The organism is Candidatus Tumulicola sp., assembly GCA_036490475.1.
Classification (GTDB): Bacteria; Vulcanimicrobiota; Vulcanimicrobiia; order Vulcanimicrobiales; family Vulcanimicrobiaceae; genus Tumulicola.
This window is the reverse complement of the sequence record DASXDT010000006.1, coordinates 448,417-471,745: the sequence shown is the minus strand read 5'-3', so window position 1 is coordinate 471,745 and position 23,329 is coordinate 448,417. Positions and strand designations below refer to the sequence as shown.

Here is a 23,329-nt window from a genome sequence, read left to right as displayed (position 1 = left end):
CTACTCGCAGCAGACAAAAAACCCCCCTTGGTCTGTAGGGAGGGCGGGCGAGCGACGGCGGTCGCCGGGGCGCGCGCCACGACTTTTCATCGCGTTCGCGGTGGCGTTTTTGGCGTGCGAGCATACCGCGATCGCGCGTACGTACGACGAAAGCTCGACTTCGTGCGCCGTGGCGTACGACGCAGGCTTGTGGTACCGCGTGCCGGCTGGGTCGTTCTCTCCGATCGACGCGCGCTACGCGCAGTGCGGTTCGTTCGCGCTGTCGCGATCGTATGTCGTGGCTCCGCCGTCTTGGGCCGTTCCGAACGGCCCCACGCAGACGCGGTTCGTCGCGACCTCGCTGCAGCAACGGTTCTCTGTTTCCGGGATGTTGGCGCTGGAACGTACGGCTTCACGATATTCGATTCCGATGACGTGGATGCTCGGTGATTTGTGGTGGATCGGACTCGCCGATTATTACAATCGCTTTCACGCCGCCAACGGCGACGACGTTGAAGCCGAATACTTTGCCAGCCTGCACGATCGAATGCGGGCGGCCATGCCGTGGTACGTTCCGACCGTAAGCGTCGCAGGCGCGGGGCAAGAGCGCGATCTTTCGCGCGCCGGTGCATTTGGGGAACACGCGTTTTGGGGAATTGCGTGGAATAGTCACGGCGTCGACGGAACCGCCGACCGTGGTGCGCCCTGGGGTACGTACTGCGCCGACCCGCAATCCTACAAGCGACCCGATCCGTACGCGAGTTGTCCGGAGGTCGCGTTCGAATGGACGGCTCGCGATCTAACGCGGGCATATTTGAGCGGTCGCGAAGACTGGTTTTCTACCGATCCTGACGATCTGCAACGCGCCGGCATGAGCATCGACACCGCGAAACGCTACGTGCGGCAGGTGATCGACGCCTACGCTGCAGCCGGCCAGACGCAACCGCTCGTGGTCGTAACGCAACAAGAGAGCGGCGAAGAAACGAACGCGGGCGACGACGCGATCGTCGACGCGCTCTTCGGACGCGTGGCGGCCGATAATTTGCGCCGGCAAACCTTGCGCGATGCGGCGCGCGACGCGCGTGCGTTTGCTTCGTCTCCACGCGCCGTGGCGTTTCCGTCGCTTCCGGCCGCGCCGGCGGTACCGTCGCCGGTGTTGGGCGGCGATGCGCTCTATCCGGCGACCATCGATTATCACGATCGCACGGCCGGCATGACGTTCCTAGCCGGGCACACGTTTCCGTCGCGCATTTTCCGGTATGACGCGCAAACTCGATCGCGTTTCGATCGTCCGATGGTGCCGGTGCCTGCAGCCGAAATGCCGCGTTTGGTGGTGGCGCGGGTGCTCGCCGGACGCGTCGAGCTGACCATCGCCGCGCCGAAGGCAACGCCGTTCGCACTCGCGTTTTGGACCGATGCGGCGCGGTTGCGAGTAAGCGGCCGCCCCACGATCGCCGCCGGCCGTGCGGGCGTCGTCGTACCGCTTGTATTGCACGGCGGCGTGCAAACGATCGTGGTCCGTTGCGCGGGTTGCTCTTCAAGCGTTCTACCGTACGCCACGTAGAGGTTCGAACTCGAACGGGCAGGGAAATCGCCGCGGCCCCGATGATACCGCCCGTATGAAGCATAACTGGGTGAATCGTGCGTTCGTCGCGGCGTTCGCATGTTTGACGGCCGTGTTCGCCGGTTGCGGAGGCGGCGGCGGCAATGGACCGACGACCGGTCCCCTCCCCAACCTGCCACCGGCAAAAGCGGGCAAATATTTCAAACACATCGTTATCATCATTCAAGAAAATCGCACCTACGATAATCTATTCGCGACGTTTCCCGGCGGCGACGGCGTTACCGTCGGCAAGGGACATAACGGGCAAAACATTCGGCTAGCGAAGGCGAATCTCGAGAGCCGCATTTCTCCAGGTAACGGATACGAATGTTGTTGGATCCACGATTGGAACAACGGCCGCATGAACGGCTTCGACACCGTGAACATCGGGCCGATCAGCGGCCAGTACGTGTATCAATATGTCGACCCGGCGCAGATCGTTCCGTATTGGGATTTAGCTCGACAATACGTGTTGTCGGACCACACGTTCCAAACCGAGGGTAGTGGGAGTTACACCGCCCACCAAGACTTGATCGCGGGCGGCACCAACATCGATCCCGAGCATGCGGTTATCGATTTTCCTAGCATCGGGCCGGTGTGGGGTTGCGACGCCGAAAAGGGATCGCAAACCAGCCTGATCACCAAAACGAACGCTTTCATGCACAACGCCGGGCCGTTTCCATGCCTGTCGTATCAAACGTTGCGCGATCCGCTCGATGCGGGCGGCGTGCCGTGGCGCTATTACGCGCCGGAAGTCGGCCAAAGCTTCGGCGGAGACCTGTGGAATGCGTTCGATGGAATCAGGGCCGTGCGATATGGCTCGGAGTGGAACACTAACGTCACGTGGCCGGAAACCAACGTGTTCAAAGATATTACCGCGGGCAACCTTCCGTCGGTTTCGTGGGTGATTCCCGATTATCAAAACTCGGATCATCCGGGCGATACATCGGACACCGGACCGTCCTGGGTGGCGCAGGTCGTTAACGCGATCGGCAATAGCCCAGATTGGAACTCGACCGCGATCGTCGTTACGTGGGACGATTGGGGCGGCTGGTACGATCACGTGCGTCCTCCCGGAACGCAGTCGTTCGGGGGCCTCGGGTTCCGCGTCCCGATGATGGTAATCTCGCCGTATGCGCGCAAAGGGTACATTACGCACCATCAGTACGAATTCGGAACGATCATCAAGTTTGTCGAAGACAACTGGGGTCTGTCGCGTTTGGGCACGACCGACGTCCGCGCCGCCAGCATGATCGACGACGTATTCGATTTCACGCAACCTCCGCGCAAGTTCGTAACGATCGGCACGAAATATTCCAAGGCGTACTTTCTCAAGCAAAAACCTTCGGGTAAGCCGACCGACTACGAATAAGGCGGCCGCTCGCTAAAGGCGCTGCATGCCCGATCCGGGTTCGCCCGGAACGGGCTGCTCTTCGGTAACCTCCTCGAGCGGAAGACCAGCACTTTCCCAGGCGGCGATGCCGCCGGCCAACGGTGCTGCGCCGGAATATCCGGCGGCGCGCAGTTTTTGCACGACCCGCGCTACCGTTTCGTCGTTGTCGCCGTATACCGCGACCGTTCTATCGTGCGGTAACGGGAGTGCTAGCGGATCGGCGTCGAGCAGCGCCTTTGGGTCGTATTGCAAGGCCCCGCGAATCTGGCGGTGTCCGGAATGCCGGACGTCGAGGATGCTGGTCGTCGGATCCAGGTCGCCGGGCAAAAGGCCGACTTCGCTGCGCTCGTTCATGGTGCATCATTACCCGGAACGGACCCGTCCCCATCGCGAGGCGCAAACAACTGCTGGTCGGGATCTTGCGCTAGAACGTCATCGTGCTCGAGTCATTCCCCGCGTTGCAGTCTTGCGGCCCGGTTCCAACCGGCCGGCTCATGCGGAGACGGAACAGCATCTTCGTCGTTCCGGCGCCGGCCTCACTGGAACGCTTCGCGGAGTACGAGAACGTGTACGATTGATGCGGATGAAGCGGCGGAATGCCAATAGTATCGACCTTTTGCCCGTCTTGAAAGACATCGACGGACTGCAGCACATCGGAAGCTTGCGCCGTGTTGCCGGCATTGGTGACGGTACCGGTGAGCCGATACGTCGACAATCCGGCGGCCGTGGAAACGTGGCCGGCCGAAACGCTGCCGAGCGAGGGATCCGCGCCGGCGCATGCGGCCGCTGCGGGAAGCGTTGCCATTGCGATTACGGTGACGAACGACAATAGTATTTTCATAGTTATTCCTCTCCGTCGAAATAATCGATGGGTGCGGATCGAACGATAGCGCGCTCCGGCGAACGCACGATCCATTTTGTGCTATCCGGATAATGTGTGGATTCGCCGATCGGATTATCCGCGACGACATAGATGATGAGATCCTCATCGCCGTCGTTGAACAGCTGATGCGGCTCACCGGGCCGGAAGATGAATGCATCACCGGTCTCGATCGGCGTCGTCCCATCCGCGTGGCGCGCTTTACCTCTGCCCGAGATGACGTGGTAAAACTCCCACTGCGCGCTATGCGAGTGATACGGATAGGGAACATCGCCGGGTCCTAAACGCATGATCTCGACGTCGAACGGGTGGCGTTCGTTTAAATCGAGCGACAGCGGCTTGCGACCGAGTGCCTCGGAAATTTGCTTCCCGAAACCTCGGTATTTTTTCTTGGGCGATCCCCATTCGAGGTCTTCTAGAGCAGTAGTGTTGACCTTGCGCATGGGAGGGGCTTGGAGCACGCGCTCCCGCCCCCCTCCGCGCTGGCGTTTTTCCCCCGAATCGCGTACCGTGTGAACGTGCCGGCCTTTTTATTTACCGACATCGAAGGCAGCACTTCGCGTTGGGAGCGGCACGGGGCGGCCATGGCGGACGCCGTCCGGCGCCACGACGCGCTGCTTCGCTCGGCGATCGAGTCGCGCGGCGGGACGGTCTTCAAAACGATCGGGGACGCGTTTTGCGCGGCCTTCGATTCTACCGGTCCGGCCATCGCGGCCGCCGTGGCCGCCCAACGCCTTATTCGCGACGAACCGTGGGACGCGGTCGGTGGACTGGGGGTGCGGATGGCCGTGCATGCCGGCGATGCCGAACTTCGCGACGGCGATTTCTTTGGGCCGCCGCTCAATCGCGTCGCGCGGATGCTGGAACACGGCCACGGCGGTCAGATTCTCGTGTCTGCGGTCGCCGTCGAGCATATCGGCAGGCTCGAGGACGGAGTGACCTTACGCGCGCTCGGCGCACTGACGCTCCGCGGGACGCCCGATCCGGAACGGGTCTTTCAGGTGTGCGCGGCCGACCTTCGCGATGACTTTCCAACGCTCCACGCGCTCCGGGCGCCGCCCAGTAATTTTCCGTTACAGCCGACGCAATTGATCGGACGCGCTTCCGCTCGCGCCGCCATCGCCGCCGCGTTAGGCGGGGGCCGGTTAGTGACGGTGGATGGTCCGGGCGGCATCGGCAAGACGCGTGTAGCCCTCGCCGCGGCATCGGACGTTCGCGCCGAGTATCCCGACGGCGCGTGGTTCATCGATTTCGCGCCCCTGCGCGACGAAGAGTTGGTACCAAGCGCGGTGTTAACGACGCTGCGGGCCGGCCGTTCGCACGCGGCATCGGCCCGTGACGCCTTGGTCGACGTCTTGCGCAAACGCCGTACGCTGCTGGTGTTCGACAACTGCGAACACGTCGTCGATGCGGCGGCTCGCACGTCGTCGGCGCTGCTGGCGCACTGTCCGCATGTGGCGACGCTCGCGACGAGTCGCGCGCCGCTACGCGTGAATGGCGAGCGCGAATATCGGCTGACGTCTCTCGACGACGATTCGGCTGCCGCGCTTTTTGCCGAGCGCGCGGCAATGGTCGATCCGGCGTTTACCCTCGACGATCGCACTCGTCCGCTGGCAATCGAGCTCTGCCGCCGCTTAGACGGTCTCCCGCTGGCCATCGAGCTTGCCGCCGCACGCATGCGCGTGCTTTCGCTCGAAGAACTGTTGCGTCGCCTAGAGTTGCGCGCGCTAACGTCCGGCGACCGAGATCGCGACCCGCGTCAAAAAACGATGCACGCTCTCATCGATTGGAGCTACGACTTACTCGCAGGCGACGAACGACGCACGTTCCGCGCGTTGTCGGTGTTCGCGGGAGGGTTTACGCTGGCAGCCGCTTGCGAACTCGACGGCGCCGGCGAATGGAACACACTCGATGCGTTGACATCGCTTACGGAGAAGTCGTTGCTCGTTGCCGATATCGGCGCCGGAACGCAGCGCTACCGGTTGCTCGAGTCGATTCGGGAATACGCGCGCGATCGGCTCGATGGGGACGGCGAAGCACCGGCGGCGTTGGAACGCCACGCGCGCACGTTTCGCGAGTTCGCCGATCGAGCGTACGCGGAATGGGACACCGATCCGGGCGCCGACTGGCTTACGCGCTACGCGCTCGAACTCGACAACGTGCGGGCTGCGTTGCGGTGGTCGTTCGAACGTCCGGAACGATTCGACGACGCCGCGTCGCTGGCGGCATCGGCGGCTCCATTGTTTATGCGCCTTTCGCTGCTACGCGAGGGCGCCGGATGGTGCGAACGCGCGATGTCGTCCACCGATGTGTTGTCCGCACGAACGGCGGCGCGTCTGCAGTATGCTGCTTCGATGCTGTACCATAATCTCGGCGCCGACGACCGCGCGCTGCGCTGCGCACGCGAAGCGGTCGAACGGTACGAAGTTGCGGGCGACGAGCGTGGTCTCACGCGCTCGCTGTCGCAAGTCGCATACGAAAGCGCCGCATGCGGTCAAATCGACGACGCGCGCGCCACGGCCGATCGCGCACTCGAGCTCGCTCGCGCGGCCGGCGAGCCGCGCTTGTTGGCGGCGACGCTGCAGCGTTGCGCGATGGTGTCGGAATCGACCGACATGGCGTTGACGCGAAGCCGATACGCCGAAGCGATCGACCTGTTCCGCGCGCTCGGCCGGGACGACGAAATGGCGCGAGCGATGATGTGGTGGGCCGATGCGGAAGGCGTTTCCGGCAACCCAGCGGCGGCCGTGTCGATTGCCGCCGGAGCGCTGGATGGCTGTCCGCCGGATCTGTTGATGTTCTTGATCAACGGCATGGCCGGCTGGTACGTCGCGCTCGGCGATAGCGATGCGGCCCTCCCGCTCGCTCGTCAATCGTTGCGGTTGGCGCGGGAAGCGCGCCACGAAGTCGCCGAGCTGTGCGCGACGCTCTATCTGGCCGCGCTTTCCGGCGACGATCGAATGGTGTTGCGAGCGAGAACGATCGGGTTCATCGATGCGCAACTCGGCCGTTTGCAGTGGACGTTGGCTGCATCCGATGCGGCGATTGCGAGCCGCTTACGTGACGAGGTGCGACGTGCGATGGGCGACGCACCGTATGAAACGGCCGTGCGTGAAGGTGCGATGTGGAGCGACGAACGCGCCGCCGCATTCGCGCAGCAGCTCTAAACTAGCAGGGTTTGAGGCCGCCCGCCGCCGGACGCGCCCGGCGAGCGTTGTGCGTACGGATTCCGTCGATGTAGTAGCAGCGCTCCTTGAGTTTGAACGTGCCGGTTTCTCCGGTGCACCCATGCTTTGCGGTGTACGTTCCGTCGAGTGTAAATTTCTGATCGTCGTACGCGGCCGCGACTGTGAAACTGCACGCGACCGAGCCGATCGTCACGGTCATCGTTCCCGCGAGGGCTCCGGCCTTATCGATCAGTGCCGCCGAGCCGTCGACGTTTTGTGGCTGATACTCGAAACCGAGAGCGCCGCCGACCGCTTTCCCGGATTGCGAAAGGTCGGCCGCGCCTTCCCCTTTTCCGTACTGCGAGTCCTTGCCGGTGCCTTGGTACTGTCCGGCGATGGTGCTTTTCGCCGCTGGAATAGCCGCGCCGGTCGTCGTCGATGGGATCGACGATTGTACCGGTGTCGAAGCCGCGCAACCGGTTAACGCCGCGGCCGCGAGAACGCTCATAATCGTACGTAACATTACGCTGTGCTCGTTTCTGCCGGAACCGCTACACGGTTCGCGATGGCGGCGACGTCGTACCCGAATTGCTTGGCGGTCGCGTCGGTCACTTCGACGATATCGTTGAGTTCGTCCGCGTTGAACTTGGGTTTGTAATAGTCGGGTAACGAAAGTTTCTGTGTGTACGTTTCGCGCACGGCGGTAAACTTCGCCGGGTCGAGCTCTGCGTGCGCGATGATGCGGTCGATCGTGGTTCCCGAGTCGCCGCACAGGTCTTCGTAGCGGACGACCGTGACGGCTTTCGCCAAGTTGGGATCGCCCGCGAGCTGGGCGAGCACGAAATCGTACATGTACGACCAGTAGCGGGCGCGAGCGCGCGTCGTCCGGCCGGCGTCGCGCAATTCGTGAATCTCGTCGAGCACGCGCGAGTCGCCCACGTTGGCCATGATTTGCCGCTGCCCGAACTCGTGATGCCCGGTCAGCTCGATGATCTCGATCTGACGCGGATCGTCGCGATCGAGCTCGTCCCAAATGCGATCTTGTTTGAGGAGCGACGCAACGTGATCGATCGGATTACGGATATACAGCAAGAACTTTGCGTCGGGGAACATCTTCAGCAGATATTGCATGCGAATGACGCACATGATCGCTTTGCTGGCGTACCGCGGGCGCTTGCGCGAAAGCAAGAGCTTTTGCAGATGCTCGGTGTAGAACCGCTCGAAATCCGCATTGCTGGTATTGCGGTCCAAAACGCTGACGCGCTCTTCGTTATGAATGAACGGGAAGAAGCGTTCCCACAGAATCTCTTCGCCCATTTCGGCGCTGTCGCGCGTCACTTGAATGCGATCGCGGTGGATGCGCGGCACGGGTTTGCGCATCGCATCGACCGGAACTTTCGGAAACAGCCAGTTCCACGCATACGGTGCGTACGGCATCAAAAAGTCTGCATACTTATGCGTGGTGACATCGGGGTGCTCGCTCAGCATTTGGAGCGAAATCGTCGTGCCCGCGCGCGGCAGCCCGCAAATGTAGACGGGTCGATCGACCTTGACCTCGCGCATGCGGCGTCCGAGTACCTGCGACTCGAGATTGCCGAGGCCGACGAAGAGCGGGGCACCGGCATGAACCCCGCGCACGGCCCAGTAGAAGCCGGCCGGCACGCTGAAGCGCTGGTTGGGAGTCGTCTGTTGGGAAGCCATGGCTGCTAGACTTTTTCGAACAGGGCGCCGATTACTGTCAGGCCCGGGCCGAATGCCATGCTAAGCACCTTGCTTCCGGTCGGGATGTCCTCGGATTCGACGATCTCCTGCCAGATGTGCGGTGCCGTCGCCGAAGCCATGTTTCCGCGCTCGAAGAGCACCCGGCGGCTCGCCTCCAACTGCGATTCTTCGATGCCTAAGCGGTTACGAATCTGGTTGAGAATTGCCGGGCCCCCAGGATGGATGGCAAACACCATGCGACCTTTTTCCGCCTCGAAGTCGATGCCGGCTTGATCGCACAGCGCGGTAACGAATCCCGCGATCGAATCGCGGATCAAGAACGGCACGCGCTTCGATAGCGACATGTCGAACTGCAGCGGCCCCGGGCGAAGCGTCATTTCGGGAAGCGAGTCGGGAAGCAACTGTTCCTCGAACGCGAGCACGCGCAAGCCGCGCCGTCCGGTCTTCGCGAACTCGACGTGCGGGTAGGCCGAATATTTGATGAAACCGTCAGCGAACAGCGTGGACGTTACGAAGGCATCGGGCGTTTCACCCAACAGATCGAAGTGCAGCGACAGAAACTCGGTGTGCACGACATCGACACGTTTCTTCGGCTCCGGCAGCGACACGTACGACGAGCCGACGAGTCCGAGCGCGGTCCGAATCGCCGGGAATGCGCCGTAACATCCCATGTGGTACGAGTGCGTTACTGCAGTACGCAGCCATCCGCGGTGGGAGAAGAACATTTGAACGGGGCTCGGCGAGACGTACCCGGAGCACGTAACGTGCACGATGCCATCGGGTGGGGTCGCGCCTTCACCGTACACCCGTCCAAGCATGGTGTAGGCGGTTTGTTCGAATAGGCTCATGCGCGAGTCGAGCGGCTCGCCGGTCGGAACCCGCAAGTTACCGTATTCACCGATGGAACCGGTTGCTAGCTCGTCGCGTACGACGAAGTTCGAGTCGAGAACGCCGACTTGGCGCGCAGAGATGTGGCGCGAGGCCGCGCCAAAACGTTCCATGCGTTCGGCGATCGCGCGACCGAGCTCCTCGCGTTCTGCGTCGGTGGTTAGACCGCGCTTGGCACTTTGCGCGATCGTCATGAAATGAACTTGGATCTTTTTGAGTTCGTCTTGATCGCGTAATGGCGTCATCACGACGTTCTCGAAATCGGCAAAGACGACGGGCACGGGGTAGGGCAGGCGCCCGCCCGCGATGGTGCCGGCGGCGGTAGCGGTTTGACGGGATCCGGGGGTGGCGGGGATGGAGGTCGATGTTATCATAACGTTTGTCTTCCAAGCCGCCTTTCGTTGGGTTCTTAGGCTTTCCATTTCAGCAAGGCGGCCGTTCCGTAGCTCGTTTTGAGCTTAAGAACTTTAGTCATCATATAGCGATGATTGCGGTTAACTTCTGAAGCGGCGTCGCTATTCCGGATCGACGGGCACGTTGTTCGGGCGTTCGCGTTCGAAGTATTCACGCGACAAGTCCGACTGGATTGTGGTGAAGGCGCGCGGCGCTTGCGAGAAGTTGAAGCAATCGGCGATGCTCGCGGCGCGCACGTCGTTGACGCCGATGCGGCCCAAGTTCCAGTTGTCTTCGACGAATTTGAGAATGCTGGCGAACTCATACTGCGTGTGCGAAACGTACGACGGCTTCGAGTACGGCGATATTACGAGCATCGGCACGCGAAAGCCAAGACCTTGATAGTCGAGTTGCGGCGGCGACACGTGATCGAACCAACCGCCCCAATCGTCCCACGTGACGATAATCGCCGTCGAATTCCAGTACTGGCTCTTTCCGATCGCGTTCACGACTTGGGCAACCCACTGCGGTCCGTGGTCGATATAGTAGGGGTGGTCGGAATTCTGAGCTGACGGTATGAGCCACGTGACGTTGGCCAGCTGGCCGTTGGAAATTTGGTTGAACACGCCGGTCTCCGGCGAGATCACGTTGCCCTTCCACTCCGCACCGCCGTTGCCGTAGCGCACGGCACGAATTGCGTCGAACGCGTTCCACAGGTATCCGGTGCCGCCGTAGAGCGGAGGCACGTCGTACTTCCAGCTCACGTTTTTCGCATCGAGCAAATCGCGCAGCGTCGTGTAATCCAAACACGGCGCGGGACCTTTGTTGAAAAGATACTGCTCGGTATCGGTGAGCAACGAGGTGTGCGCGCTCGGCCCGGCGTCACATCCCCACGGACCACGCGACGGAAAATCGATCAAGCTTTCGTGATCGTTGATCGCGGTGTTGCCGCGGATCAAATCTTGATGGGCCGTGAAGCTTCCGCTGCCTTGCGTTTGAAACATATGATCGGCCAGCGCGTATTGTTGTGCCATCGCCCAGTACGGTTGGATGTAGCTCGGATCGACGTAGCGCAACGCATACGTTCCGGCCGGCGGTCCCTGTCCGCTCGCACCGAAATGGACCTTGTCGAATCCATCCATTTTGCCGCCGTCGTATTCGGTTTTAAAACCCGAGTGAATGTGATTGAGATCTTTTCCGACCAACGGCCCGCGCGTGTTGTGAAACGGCTTACCGTCGTGCAGGCCGACGGTGGAACCGTCGGCATTGGGAAACGTCGAAAAAAGATCATCGAAGGTCCGGTTTTCTTGAATTATGATGACGACATGTTTGATGGGGGTCGTTGTCGCCGGTCCTGGATTGGCGGTCGGGACGGCCGCGGATGGAGTCGACGATCCGCCGCCGGATGAAGAGCAAGCGGCCATAGAGAAAGCGACGAAGATAGGCAGTAGCCTGCGATTCATGTTCGCACTATTCCTCAGGCCGACCATTCATCTTTCACACCGCCGATCGAAGGCAGCAAGCGCTTAATTAATGATGAGGTACGAGGTCGAACTGCAGTACGCGCTCCTCGACGTCTTTACCAGCCGCCCGTTTTCGGGCAATCAGTTGGCGGTGTTCTTCGAGGCGAACGTCGATCGCGTGGCGATGCAAGCGATCGCGCGCGAGCTGAATCTTTCCGAAACGGTGTTCGTGGATCGCGCTCCCGGCGTGGCTGCTGCATTGCGGATCTTCACTCCATTTCACGAGATGCGCTTCGCGGGACATCCGACGATCGGGGCGGCGCTCGTTCTCGCCGACGACGCCGGCTGGGTGGAACCGGCGGCACTCGAGTTCCAACTGCAACTCGGTATCGGCCCGATACGTATCGCCATAGAACGCAGTCTGTCGGCAACCGTCGCGTGGCTTACTACCCCGCCGGTGCGATTCGGGGCGGAATTCGGGACGGCCGAGGCCGCGGCCATGACCGGCCTGAGCGCATCAGATCTGCGCCCGGATCTGCCGGCCGGGTTAGCGGGCGCCGACGTTCCCTTTTTGTACGTCCCGGTCGCAAGTCAGGCGGTGGTCGACCGCGCCGCCGTCGTGGCCGACGAGGTGCGGGCTCGGGCCGGTTGGGACGATATCAACGGCGTCTATGTGTACGCACTCACCGGCAAAGGTGCCTATTCGCGTATGTTCGCGCCCATGTCGGGGATTGCCGAGGATCCGGCGACCGGGAGTGCTGCCGGGCCGCTGGCGGCGATGCTCGATCGCAAGGGTGCATTACCCGGCGGCGAGCGCTTCACGATTCGGCAGGGCGTCGCGATGGGGCGCGAATCGGAGCTGTTCGTGCGCCGCGCGCGAGGTACCGACGGCGCGCCGGCGTTCCAAGTGGGCGGCAGCGCCGTGCGCGCCGGGCGCGGAACGCTGTTCGTTTAGGTGGCCCCGGCGCCTGCGGCATCGAGCGAGGCAACGATCGAGCGCGCGGCAGCCTTGCTGCGAGACGGCGGCGTGGTCGCCATTCCCACCGAGACGGTGTACGGATTGGCCGCCAATGCGCTGGACGCTGTGGCCGTCGCGCGCGTTTTCGAGATCAAGCGACGCCCGTCGTTCGATCCCCTCATCGTGCACGTTTCCGGCGAGGCGATGCTGCAGGCGGTGGCCGGCGCGATTCCGGCCGCCGCATATCGACTGATGGAGCGCTTTTGGCCCGGGCCGCTGACGATCGTTCTCATGAAAGCTGCTGCCGTACCGGGAATCGTAACGGCCGGTGCCGCGACCGTCGCCGTTCGAGCGCCGGCGCATCCCGTCGCTCGAGCGATCATCGAGCGCGCCGGAGTGCCGCTGGCGGCGCCGAGCGCCAACCCGTTCGGACGGCTGAGCCCAACGCGCGCGCAGCACGTTTGGCGCGGCCTCGGCGACGCGGTCGACCTGATCGTCGACGGCGGACCGGCCGAATACGGGCTCGAGTCGACCATCGTATCTTTGGATCCGGAGCCGGCGTTGCTGCGCGCCGGCGCTATCGGCCCCGAGGAGATCGAGGCAGTAATCGGACCGCTGGCCCGTGGAGCGACGCCGGGAAGTGTCGCGGTTCCCGGCAACGTCGTCCACCACTACGCCCCGGCGACGCCCTTAAACGTGGTGGACTGGGATAGCGTGCCCGCTGCCAGCCGCTCGCGTGCGGGCTGGCTCGGCTTGCGCCATCCGGCGCCGGGATATGCGTACTCGCGCGTTCTCTCGCCCACTGGCGACTTGCGTGAAGCTGCTGCGATGTTGTTCGAGGCGCTACACGAACTCGACGAACGCTCGCTCGAACGCATCGACGCCGAACGCATTCCGGAGCGGGGCATCGGCCTCGCGATCGCCGACCGGCTGCGCCGTGCGGAAGCTTCGTCGAGCTGATCCTTCCGGCGGAACTGCGCGGCCGGTAACGAAGTGGCGTGACGTTATGTTTTGCCGGTAAAGAGGTGCGATGCTGAATTTCGGTCGTCGTAGCGCGCTTGTCGTGCTATCCGTTTGTTTGTTAGCCGCGGCGCAGCCGCCGGTGCTGCCTGCGGGCGTTGCCGGCGACGTTCAGTTGAGTTATACGCTGCTGACGTCTACCGCGTATCGCACGGTCAGTCCGCAGTCCCTACTCGCTGCGGCGTCCGACGCGCTGGTCGACGAAGCGAAGAAACACGGCACGACGATCGGTCCGCCCGCGCTGCGCGTCGAATCCGATCCTACGCAGACGGTTGCCGGATTGGATTCCGCGATCGCGGCGGCGGCCGACGCCGCGCACGCATCGCCGACCGATTTCGCATACGCTGCGATTCGCGCGATGGCGGGATCGCTCGGTGACCGCTACACGCAATTCTTTACGCCCGATGAGTTGAAGAAATTTAATGAGGCGCTCGATCCCGAGCGAATCGGCGGAATCGGCGTTATGATCGGCATCGACGCAGCCACATCGCAAATCGACTTGACGTACGTCGTCCCGGGCACGCCCGCCGATCGGGCCGGACTACAACCCGGCGACGTCCTAACATCGATCGCCTCGACCTCGACCAAAGGCATGTCGGTGGAAAATGCCAGCAAGCGGTTACGCGGCGATACGGGCTCGACCGTCGTCCTGCGCGTCGTGCGCAACGGCGGAACCGAAACACCGTATTCGATCGAGCGCGCCGAAGTGCAGCCGCCGACCGTCGTCTTTCGCATGTTGCCCGGCGATATCGGCTATATTTACGTTAGGGTTTTCGGTAAAGCCACGCCGTCGGAGTTCGACACGGCGGTCGCGCGCTTGAAAGCGCAAGGCGCCAAAGCGATTGCCTTGGATTTGCGCTTCGATGGAGGTGGTTTAGTCGATTCGGCGCTGTTGATCAGTTCTCGATTCATCGCAAACAAGACGTTGCTGATTTTCGAAGAACGCGGTAATCGCGCAGAAACCATCCGCGCCGATAACGAAACGTCGGTCACGCTGCCCCTGATCGTTCTGGTGAATCAATATACCGCATCGGCGTCGGAGATCACGGCCGGCGCACTACAGGACGACGGAATCGGAATACTGGTCGGCACCAAGACCTTCGGCAAAGGCGTGATGCAGACGCTAACGGCGTTGCCCGACGGCGCCGGCATCAAAATCACGACCGCCCATTATTTGACGCCCAACCGGCGCGACATCAACCTCAAGGGCATCGAGCCCGATTTGCGTGTCGACGAGAATAGCGATTCTCTCATCGGTGACGTCGATCACGACGCACAGTTGCGGGCCGCAATCCTATTCTTGCAGAAGAAGATAGCGCAAGCCAAAACGATCTAACGGCTGGCATGGGCGATTAGCTCAGCTGGGAGAGCGCCTCCCTTACACGGAGGATGTCGGCGGTTCGAGCCCGTCATCGCCCACCATTGTATCGTAAGGATTGCTATGACCGACCGATTGAGTAACCAACGCGGGCACGACGAGTCGCACAAAACGACGGATCCGTCGTCGCCCGCCGAACCGGGCATTGGACCGGCGCCCGAAACTCCGGATCCGGGAAGCATACCACCAAACGAAGGCGGCACGGGACCGGACGAACCCTAACCGGACGTCGCCTCCCGTTCAAACGTTCGCTAGTCGACACCGCAACCGTGCTAACCGGGCCGGTTGCTTCGGAGTGAAGCCGGCGCATACCGTCGAACGACGCGTCGCTTCCCCCTTAGGAGGTCTCGCTATGTTTTTTTCTATTCGTTCGTTACGGACGACGATGGCGGCGATAGCTGCCGTCGCTTCGGTTGCATGTTCGTCAAATTCCAACTCCGTCGGCGGGTTGCCGCAAAGCGCACCGAACGGCGTGCCGCTGCACACGATTCTGCCAAGCGGCGCCGGCGCGATCTCGCACGTCGTCATCATCGTGCAAGAGAATCGTACGGTCGACAATATGTTCCAAGGGTACCCGGGTGCGAATACCGTGTCGAGCGGAAAAAATTCGAAGGGTAAAACGATCCAGCTGCAGCCGGTCAGCTTGAAAACGAAATACGTCATCGATCATTCGGCCCAAGCAATGTTTGCCGCGTGCGACGGTACGGGAAAAATGCCGGGCACGCACTGCCGTATGGATGCGTTCGATCAAGAATATTCGTACGGCGGACCGCCCAACCCTCAATACGTCTACGTTCCGCACAACGAATCGAAACCATATTGGGATATGGCAAAGGAGTGGGTCCTCGGCGACAATTTCCACCCCTCACAAGTCGACGAGAGCTTCGTTTCGCACCAATACATCATCGCCGGTCAGGCGCAGTCGAGCGTGGACGTACCGCTGGGGCCCGAATGGGGCTGTGACGGTGGAACGCGCGCCCAGGTCGGTACCATCTTGAAAGACCGGACGTTCGGACCCCAACAACAAGCCTGTTTCGATTACCCGACGCTCGGCGACGAACTCGACACCGCAAAACTCACGTGGCGGTTCTACACGAGTCCGGTTTCCCAACCGATGGGTGGTTTTTGGTCGGGCTATCAGGCGATCAAACATATCCGCTACGGTCCGGATTGGGCGAACGTTATCAACCCGCAAAAGAAGTTTCTTAGCGACGTTAGAAAAGGCACGCTCTCGAGCGTGACGTGGATCACGCCTACGTGCGAAGAGTCGGATCACACCGCCTGCGGCGGCGGCCTCGGGCCTTCGTGGGTAACGTCGTTGGTCAACGCCGTCGGCAACAGTAAGTTCTGGAATTCGACCGCCATCTTCGTCTTCTGGGACGACTGGGGTGGGTTGTACGATCAGGTTCCTCCGCCGTACGCAGGGTATGACGGCTTAGGGTTCCGGACTCCGTTGCTGGTCATTTCTCCGTACGCCAAGAAAAACTACATATCGAACGTGCAATACGAGCACGGCAGCATTTTGCGCTTCACCGAAGATCTGTTCGGGTTGCCGCAGTTGTCGGCGTCCGATAAGCGCGCAAATTCCCCAGCTTTGGATTGCTTCGACTTCAAGCAGAAGCCGCGGGCGTTCGTGCCGATCAAGGCTCCGCAAGACGAGCAATTTTTCTTAACGCGAGCGGTCGACACGCGACCTCCCGATTTCGAATAAATGCGGAACGGTGGCTAAAACTTGAAGTAAATAAACGTTGCGGGCGTGCCGGGCCACGACAGAAGCTCGATGCAGAGTAATGCCGTCGCCAGCGCTCCCGCACGTAGTGCCGGTGGAACCGCGTTCCATTGAAAGGTTTGCATGCGTTGCCAGCAGGCGCGGAGTATCGCGAAACAGACGATTCCCGCAGCGAGCAACGCGACCCAGCCATGCAGCGGCCAACCGGACAATCCTCCGCTAAACAACTGCCGGTACATCGTTCCAGCCGTTGCGAAATCGGGCGCTCGAAACAACACCCACGCGAGACTCACGACCGCGAACGTCGCGCCGGCGCGCGATATGTACGCGATGCCGCGCGGGGCGTCGCCGGTGCGCCCGATTCCGGCGAGGCGTTCGACACATAACAGTACCCCGTGCACGGCTCCCCACGCGACGAACGTCCACTGCGCGCCGTGCCACAATCCACCGAGCAGCATCGTTAGCAAGAGATTGCGTAACGTACCGAACTCGCCGTGGCGGTTGCCGCCAAGTGGAATGTACAAATAATCGCGCAGCCACGTCGACAGCGTGATGTGCCAGCGATGCCAGAAATCGGTAACGCTGGAAGCGAGATACGGTTGGGCGAAGTTTTCGGGGAAGACGAATCCAAATAGGCGGGCGCAGCCGATGGCGATATCGCTGTATCCGGAGAAATCGAAATAAATTTGCATCGAGAACGCGAAGATCGCACCGGCCGCCGCTAATGCGCCGGGATGCGCCGCCGGTGCCGAAAAATACGCGTCCGAGATCGGCGAGAATTGATCGGCGATCCCGATCTTTTTCGCTAATCCGAAGGCGGCGCGCATGCAGCCGTACGACACGTCGGACGCGTCCGGCGCACGCCAGTGCGCGAGCTCGGAAAAAAACAGCCCGGCTCGCACGATCGGACCGGCCAGCAGCTGTGGGAAAAACGCTAAATACATCGCATAGCGCGACAGGCTGCGCGTCGCCGATATTTTCCGGCGATACACGTCGACCAGATACGAAATGCTTTGAAACGTGTGAAAGCTGATACCGATCGGCACGAACAGCTTGACGAACCACGGATTGCCATGCATTCCGGCCAGCGCCGCAATCGTCGAACTGGCGAAGTTGGCATACTTGAACGTGCCGAGAAATGCGACGTTCGCAGCGATGCCGGCGGCCAACGCGACGCGCCGTACGTTTCCGGTTAGTCGTTCGAGTCCGAGTCCGATCGCCCAATCGGACAGCGTCAGCGCCAACAAGAAGCCGACGAACGCGCCATTCCAGCGCGCGTAGAAATAGTAGCTCGCGCCCAGCAGAAACCACCAGCGAACGCGTAGCGGCAGGCAGTAGAAGCCCGCAGCTACCACCAGAATGAAGATCCAGAATTCGTAGGACTGCATCGGCATCGGAATTCCGATTCCGACCAGCAGCCCGGTGCGCGGGCGCTCCGCGGTATGCGTGGTTGCCGGCTGTCCGCCGGCGATCGACGCGCCGGAGTGTGGAGCCGACAGTACCCGAGCGACATCTCGCCCCAACATGAGGCTGAAGGTCTGGCCGCCGCTTCGATCGAGGTGGTCGTGATCGAAGAAGAGTTGCGGTTGCTCGAGATGACCGTAAGGAGCGGCATCGAGTAACGTCGCGCCATACTGGCGTTCGAAGCCGGCAATGGTACCATCCACCCGCTCGCCTTCGTCGCGGTGAATCGGACGCGTGGGAATGCGAACGAAAATGACCGGAACGCCTGCGGCGGCGTATCGACGGACGATCGGCTCGAGCCAGCGGCGTCGATATTCGGCGTACGACGGGCTTGGCCGGCCGAGCCGCAGGACGATGTCGGCGAGGAGCGGCCGCTCGCTGGCCGGCACGTTCGACGCGATCGTGAGCCGTCCGGTGCGCGCGTCGAGGTGAGTGCCGGAAACCGACGCGACTTCGAGATGACTCGCGAACGGGTCGTACAGGTGTCGAGACTTCGCGTCGGCGATGGCCTGAAAGCGCGCGTGCGGTGAGCCTAGCAACGCTTGCACGTCGCCGCGCAACTCCGGGCCGCGCAAGAGCATGTCGATGGCTACGGCCAACCGCGTTCTTGGGTCGGGGAACGAGCGAGCGAGCTTGGGAATGTCGCTCGGTGGCACGGCTAACGCGATGTAGTGCAGGTCGGGCGTCCGCTGGTCGCCGTCGATGCTGCCGAGAGCGCTATCGTCGTCGGAGTAGGTGTCGACCGGAATGACCAGCGCTCGGTAGCGAGTCGCATGCGGATCGAGTTCTTGCAGAAAGAAGTACCAGCAGCGCGGATTCGTTCCCGGGACGCCGCCATTGAGAAACCGCAGCATGCCGCGAGACGCGCGATCCGCCGACGCCGGGTCCAGCCCGGAATAGATGCGCGAGTCGCCGAGCACCAGGACGTCGCTCTCCGCGGCGGGCGGCAGCGCGCGCAAGGCCCCCAACGAACCTTCGAACGCGCCGGTGCTCGATTTCGGGTCGAGCAGCGGCCGGTAGAGCGGCGCGTAGAATGCGGCCAAGTCGATAATAATGAAGAGGAGCAGCGCGCCGGCGAGCACGGCGCCGCCTCGAAACGAACGCAAGCCGGAAGCTGGTTCGTGCCCGGGACGAGCCTTCCCACGCGGGAGCCTCGCGTCGCCGATTCGTAAAGGTTGGTATGCTCGAAGATCGCACCATCGCCGTTGTCGATGAAGGCGCCGTTCGCGTCCTGACGCTCGACCGTCCCGCGCGGCGTAACGCGCTGTCGCTAGCTGTTATGCGCGAGCTCGATCACGCGCTCGAAGCGGCCGCCGGCGAACGCTCCGTACGGGCGGTCGTGCTGCGGGCCGAGGGCCCAGCCTTTAGTTCGGGCCACGACTTGCGCGAGCTCCGCCAAGGCGACCCAGTTATCCACAGGGATGTGTTCGACGCGTGCGTGCGCCTGATGCAGCGCCTCGAAGATATCCCGCAGCCGGTCATCGCCGAGGTCGACGGCATCGCGACCGCCGCCGGCTGCCAGATCGTGGCGGCCTGCGATCTGGCCGTTGCATCGGAACGTTCGACCTTCGCGACACCCGGCGTGCGGATCGGGTTGTTTTGCAGCACGCCCATGGTTGCGTTGTCGCGCGCGGTTGGTCGCAAGCGAGCGTTACAGATGCTGTTGACCGGGGATCCGATCGACGCGCGCACCGCTTGCGAATGGGGACTCGTCAACCTCGTCGTCGCACCCGAGCGTATTCATGACGAAACGTTGGCCCTAGCGACGCGGATCGCCGGCGCAAGTCCAACGGTCTTGGCGATTGGCAAGCGAGCGTTTTACGCACAGATCGACCGCGACACGGCCGGTGCGTACGCCTACACCAAGGAAGTCATGATTCGAAACGCGTCGGAAGCCGACGCGTGCGAGGGCATCGACGCGTTCTTAGAAAAACGCGCGCCGCGCTGGCATTGACAAACCCTGTGGGTTTCGGTACGCTCCAGAGAAGTTCCGCGACACTCATATGGGCTATGAGTGGGCGCGTTTCGCGCATAAACCGTCGCCCACACCCGGTATGTATTGTCCCGACAAAAAGGGCTCGTACATACGCGACGCCAGGGAGACTCGCCGTTGGCGAGTCTCCCTGTGTTTTTCGGAGCGGGCACGCGGCGCGCGCGTCGAATGAGAGCGCCCCGTGACGTTTGTGTCGACGCGTACGCGCTATGCCGGAATCGTGCTTCTGGTCGGGTTACTTGCTTGTTTGGCTGTCGCGGTGTTTCGTCTACAGACGGAAGATCGTGCCAAACGCGTCGAGGTCTCGATGGACTATCAAGACTTCGCGGCGCTGGCGCGTTCGTATGATTATAACCCTGCGGGCTTTTTGATCGCATTGCGGCGAGCCGGTTTGACCTCGCTCGCGCTGACAGAAGAGCTCGGCGCGAACGTCGGCGACGACGGGAAGGCGCAAGTTCTTACGGGAGCGTCGTTGCGCAATCAGGCGCAAATTGCGCCCATCCGCGATCCGTTGCTGGCGCGAATGGTCGCGTCCGGACGTATCGATCCCGGCGCGGTGTATCTGTTGGTCGATGACGCACTGACCTATCAACGATATCGCTTGCAGTTGGGTCTGCACTTCGCTCCGCGCAGCGTCCGCGTGCTGCGAGCATCGCGGCCGTGGTTGATCGAAGTGCGCACGCAAATCGATTATTTCAACACCACCTCGTTGGGTATACCAACCGACGAGATCTTGCTCGCGCGTCGTCTCGGCCTCTTAGTCATTCCGCGGCTACAGAACGACGAACGGTTCGAACGTTCGCAAATGTCCGCCGAAATCGACGCGGTATTGCGCTACGATCCGAAAGTATCGACGTTGATTTTCTTCGGGCTGCGCAACCAAGTCATGGGATTTCCCGACCATCTCGAGGATATGGCGGCAATTTTCAAAGAGCATCGGTTTAATTTCGGCTCGATCGAAACCTACGATCAAGCGACGGTGCAAAAGGGTAACGACGGCCTGGCCGAGTTGATCCCCGGCCGCACCGTGCGCGTACAAGCCATCGCGAAAACCGAGCTGGACAAAATCAAAGTTGACGTCGCCGTCGCTCGTTACGTGTTGGGCGCGCGCGAGCGAAACGTGCGCGTCGTGTACTTGCGTCCGTGGGATCATCGCGACGGAAACAAGTCGATCGAGCGAACGAACGTCGACTTCGTCGCGTCCATCGCGAACCAGCTTAAATCGGGCGGCTACCGCCTGGGCCGCGCGACGCCGATTCCACCGTACCACGGAAACAATCGTCTCATCGTCGCCGTCGCAGCGCTCGCCGTGCCGTCGATCTTCATCTTGCTGCTCGAGTGGTTCGGCTTGTACCGTCTGCGGTGGGCAATCGCCGCCTATGCCGTAACGGTGCTCGCGTACGCGGGCGGCGTCGTATCGCATCACGATTTGTTGATTCGCTCGGTCCTGGCGCTCGCCGGAGCTCTGTTGTTCGCCACCGCTGCGTTCGCGGTGCTCGCTCCCGCATTTCGTGAAGAGCCGGCACGCGACACGCGCACCCAACTGTTGCGCTGTTCGGGGTGGACGTTGGCCGCCACCGGCGTCGCACTTCTTGGCGCACTGGTCGTCGTCGGGCTGATGAGTGCGCCACTCGCGATGGAAGAGATCGAGCGCTTTCGCGGCGTCAAACTCGTGCTTGCACTTCCGCCACTCATCGCGCTGTTGATGTATACGTTCGACCCGCGGTTCGGCGTCGGGCGCCGGTTGAAAGAGCTGTCTTCATCGCCGGTGCTGGCGTATCAACTCTTGGCGGGGCTGGTCGTCGTCGCAGGGGCCGCGTTCCTAGTCATGCGCAGCGGAAACGACAGCGACATCTCGCCGTCGCAGTTCGAGCTGACGCTGCGTCACGTGTTAACGAACGTGCTGTCGGTCCGGCCGCGATTCAAAGAGTTTTTGGTTGGCTTCCCGTGTATGATGCTGATCGCGGCGTTAACACCGCTACACCGGCGCGCCGTCGGCTGGCTGCTCGCGCTCGGAGCGGGCGTCGGAATCGGCGATGTGATCGATACGTTCTCGCATCTGCACACGCCGCTTTCCATCTCGCTGTTGCGGATCGTCAACGGGCTGATCATCGGCGCCATCGTGGGTTCGATCGTCGTGTACGTATATCGAAAGATGGCTGTGCGCCCAGCCACTCTTACCTAGCGAGTGCGCCTGCTGATCTCCGGTTATTACGGATTCGGCAACCTGGGCGATGAGGCGCTGCTGCGAATCATCGTAGAGCGCATCCGCGCACGCGTACCAAACGCCGATATCGAAGTTTTGTCGGCTACGCCGCTGTTGACCGCTCGCCAACTCGACGTACGATCGTCGCCGCGAGAACAATGGCGAAACGTACGTCGTGCGATCCGCGAGTGCGACGTCGTTCTCTCGGGAGGAGGCGGCCTGTTACAAAATGCTACGAGCTCGCGCAGCTTGCTGTATTATGCCGGAATCGTTCGTGAGGCCGTACGAGCGCGCCGGAAATCGATGATTTTCGCGCAGTCGATCGGACCGTTGGATCGTCTTGGTGAGTTCTTGGTGCGGCAATTCTGTAGCGGCGTTTCGCGCGCGACGGTGCGTGACGAGCGCTCGCGTGGATTGCTCCAGCGGCTACTCCCGCGCACCTTGGTGGAGCGCACGGCCGATCCGGTGTTTCTGTACGATCCGGCGGCGCCGGCCCACGACCTGAGCGCTGAGGGCTTAGGTCCCGATAGCGGCCAGTATGCAGTCATAAGCGTTCGCAAGTCGCCGGGCTTTCGCGACGGGGTCGAAACCGTCGCGCACGCGGTCGATCGGTTGGCGGGCGTTCACGGCATCCGTAGCGCGTTTCTTCCGTTGGGCGGCGCGCCGGACGCAGAAATTTCGACGGACATCATTCGCAAGTGTGCGAGCGCGCCGGTGCTGTTGCCGGAATGCTCGTTGGAAAAAGCCGGCGCAATTATCGCAGGCTCGCGCGCGGTGATCGGGATGCGGCTACACGCGCTCGTTTTGGCTGCGCGCTTTGCCGTGCCGTTCTTGGCGCTGGCCTACGATCCGAAGGTCAACGCGCTGTGCGACGATCTCCGCTACCCACTCGAACCGCTGTGGGAGCCGGGACGCCGGCGCGAACCGGCATCGGCCGACGAGCTGGTAGACCGGCTGATCGCCGAGCACGACGCGATTTCCGAGCACCTGGCCGGTGATGTCGCGGCGATCCGGGCGGCGGCGGAGCGCAACTTCGACGTGCTCGACGACTTAATCGGGGAGTAAAGCCCCCGAGCCTGCGCGAAACTCGAGC

Annotated in this window: 19 protein-coding genes and 1 tRNA gene; 12 read left to right on the top strand and 8 right to left on the bottom strand. The window is 62.1% G+C overall.

The genetic code is table 11. The features are described 5' to 3' along the window. Window positions 1-100 precede the first annotated feature (100 nt). Window positions 101-1,543 (top strand): hypothetical protein, encoded by a 1,443-nt coding sequence (locus tag VGF98_09855; GenBank protein HEY1681928.1) that lies wholly within the window; start codon window positions 101-103, stop codon window positions 1,541-1,543. A gap of 55 nt (window positions 1,544-1,598) precedes the next feature. Then, on the top strand, window positions 1,599-2,954 hold the full coding sequence (locus VGF98_09850) for an alkaline phosphatase family protein (GenBank protein ID HEY1681927.1): 1,356 nt from the start codon (window positions 1,599-1,601) through the stop codon (window positions 2,952-2,954). A gap of 12 nt (window positions 2,955-2,966) precedes the next feature. Here VGF98_09850 and VGF98_09845 read toward each other — a convergent pair whose 3' ends face one another. The 3 genes from VGF98_09845 to VGF98_09835 form a co-directional block, all read right to left on the bottom strand. Then, window positions 2,967-3,329 carry a rhodanese-like domain-containing protein gene (locus tag VGF98_09845; protein ID HEY1681926.1) on the bottom strand — a complete coding sequence of 121 codons (363 nt, stop codon included), beginning with the start codon at window positions 3,327-3,329 and terminating at the stop codon, window positions 2,967-2,969. 70 nt (window positions 3,330-3,399) lie between these two features. Then, window positions 3,400-3,816 (bottom strand): CARDB domain-containing protein, encoded by a 417-nt coding sequence (locus tag VGF98_09840; GenBank protein ID HEY1681925.1) that lies wholly within the window; start codon window positions 3,814-3,816, stop codon window positions 3,400-3,402. Between the two features lie 2 nt (window positions 3,817-3,818). Next, window positions 3,819-4,316: a cupin domain-containing protein gene (locus tag VGF98_09835; GenBank protein HEY1681924.1), complete on the bottom strand. Its 498-nt coding sequence runs from the start codon at window positions 4,314-4,316 to the stop codon at window positions 3,819-3,821. Between VGF98_09835 and VGF98_09830 the strand changes: the two genes are divergently transcribed. Next, window positions 4,308-7,022, top strand: coding sequence for an adenylate/guanylate cyclase domain-containing protein (locus VGF98_09830; protein ID HEY1681923.1), 2,715 nt, complete (start codon window positions 4,308-4,310; stop codon window positions 7,020-7,022). The genes VGF98_09835 and VGF98_09830 overlap by 9 nt on opposite strands. A gap of 1 nt (window position 7,023) precedes the next feature. On the opposite strand, the gene VGF98_09825 is transcribed toward VGF98_09830, so the two are convergent. From VGF98_09825 to VGF98_09810, 4 genes are all read right to left on the bottom strand, one after another. Then, window positions 7,024-7,530, bottom strand: a complete 507-nt coding sequence (locus VGF98_09825; protein HEY1681922.1) for a hypothetical protein — start codon at window positions 7,528-7,530, stop codon at window positions 7,024-7,026. A 14-nt stretch (window positions 7,531-7,544) separates the two neighbouring features. Next, a complete protein-coding gene (locus VGF98_09820) occupies window positions 7,545-8,723 on the bottom strand; it encodes a sulfotransferase (GenBank protein HEY1681921.1) in 1,179 nt (392 codons plus the stop codon). Window positions 8,724-8,728: 5 nt separating this feature from the next. Next, window positions 8,729-10,006, bottom strand: a complete 1,278-nt coding sequence (locus VGF98_09815; protein ID HEY1681920.1) for a 3-oxoacyl-[acyl-carrier-protein] synthase III C-terminal domain-containing protein — start codon at window positions 10,004-10,006, stop codon at window positions 8,729-8,731. A 141-nt stretch (window positions 10,007-10,147) separates the two neighbouring features. Then, window positions 10,148-11,488, bottom strand: a complete 1,341-nt coding sequence (locus VGF98_09810; GenBank protein ID HEY1681919.1) for an alkaline phosphatase family protein — start codon at window positions 11,486-11,488, stop codon at window positions 10,148-10,150. A 70-nt stretch (window positions 11,489-11,558) separates the two neighbouring features. Between VGF98_09810 and VGF98_09805 the strand changes: the two genes are divergently transcribed. From VGF98_09805 to VGF98_09780, 6 genes are all read left to right on the top strand, one after another. Continuing rightward, complete coding sequence (locus VGF98_09805) at window positions 11,559-12,443, top strand: PhzF family phenazine biosynthesis protein (protein HEY1681918.1); 885 nt, start codon at window positions 11,559-11,561, stop codon at window positions 12,441-12,443. Further along, window positions 12,444-13,406, top strand: a complete 963-nt coding sequence (locus VGF98_09800; GenBank protein HEY1681917.1) for an L-threonylcarbamoyladenylate synthase — start codon at window positions 12,444-12,446, stop codon at window positions 13,404-13,406. A 103-nt stretch (window positions 13,407-13,509) separates the two neighbouring features. Then, window positions 13,510-14,802, top strand: coding sequence for a S41 family peptidase (locus VGF98_09795; protein ID HEY1681916.1), 1,293 nt, complete (start codon window positions 13,510-13,512; stop codon window positions 14,800-14,802). Window positions 14,803-14,812: 10 nt separating this feature from the next. Then, window positions 14,813-14,888: transfer RNA gene (locus tag VGF98_09790), tRNA-Val, on the top strand. Window positions 14,889-14,907: 19 nt separating this feature from the next. Further along, the gene (locus tag VGF98_09785; protein ID HEY1681915.1) at window positions 14,908-15,066 is read left to right on the top strand and encodes a hypothetical protein; all 159 of its coding nucleotides are present in this window, start codon (window positions 14,908-14,910) and stop codon (window positions 15,064-15,066) included. Window positions 15,067-15,196: 130 nt separating this feature from the next. After that, window positions 15,197-16,555, top strand: a complete 1,359-nt coding sequence (locus tag VGF98_09780; GenBank protein ID HEY1681914.1) for an alkaline phosphatase family protein — start codon at window positions 15,197-15,199, stop codon at window positions 16,553-16,555. 14 nt (window positions 16,556-16,569) lie between these two features. On the opposite strand, the gene VGF98_09775 is transcribed toward VGF98_09780, so the two are convergent. After that, entirely contained in the window at window positions 16,570-19,143 is a 2,574-nt protein-coding gene (locus tag VGF98_09775; GenBank protein HEY1681913.1) for an MBOAT family protein, read from the bottom strand. A gap of 74 nt (window positions 19,144-19,217) precedes the next feature. Here VGF98_09775 and VGF98_09770 point away from each other — a divergent pair, with 74 nt between their 5' ends. The 3 genes from VGF98_09770 (at window position 19,218) to csaB (ending at window position 23,301) form a co-directional block, all read left to right on the top strand. Continuing rightward, on the top strand, window positions 19,218-19,991 hold the full coding sequence (locus VGF98_09770; GenBank protein ID HEY1681912.1) for an enoyl-CoA hydratase: 774 nt from the start codon (window positions 19,218-19,220) through the stop codon (window positions 19,989-19,991). Between the two features lie 220 nt (window positions 19,992-20,211). Continuing rightward, window positions 20,212-22,215, top strand: a complete 2,004-nt coding sequence (locus VGF98_09765; GenBank protein HEY1681911.1) for a DUF5693 family protein — start codon at window positions 20,212-20,214, stop codon at window positions 22,213-22,215. A 3-nt stretch (window positions 22,216-22,218) separates the two neighbouring features. Next, complete coding sequence (gene csaB / locus VGF98_09760) at window positions 22,219-23,301, top strand: polysaccharide pyruvyl transferase CsaB (protein HEY1681910.1); 1,083 nt, start codon at window positions 22,219-22,221, stop codon at window positions 23,299-23,301. The last annotated feature ends 28 nt before the right edge of the window (window positions 23,302-23,329 follow it).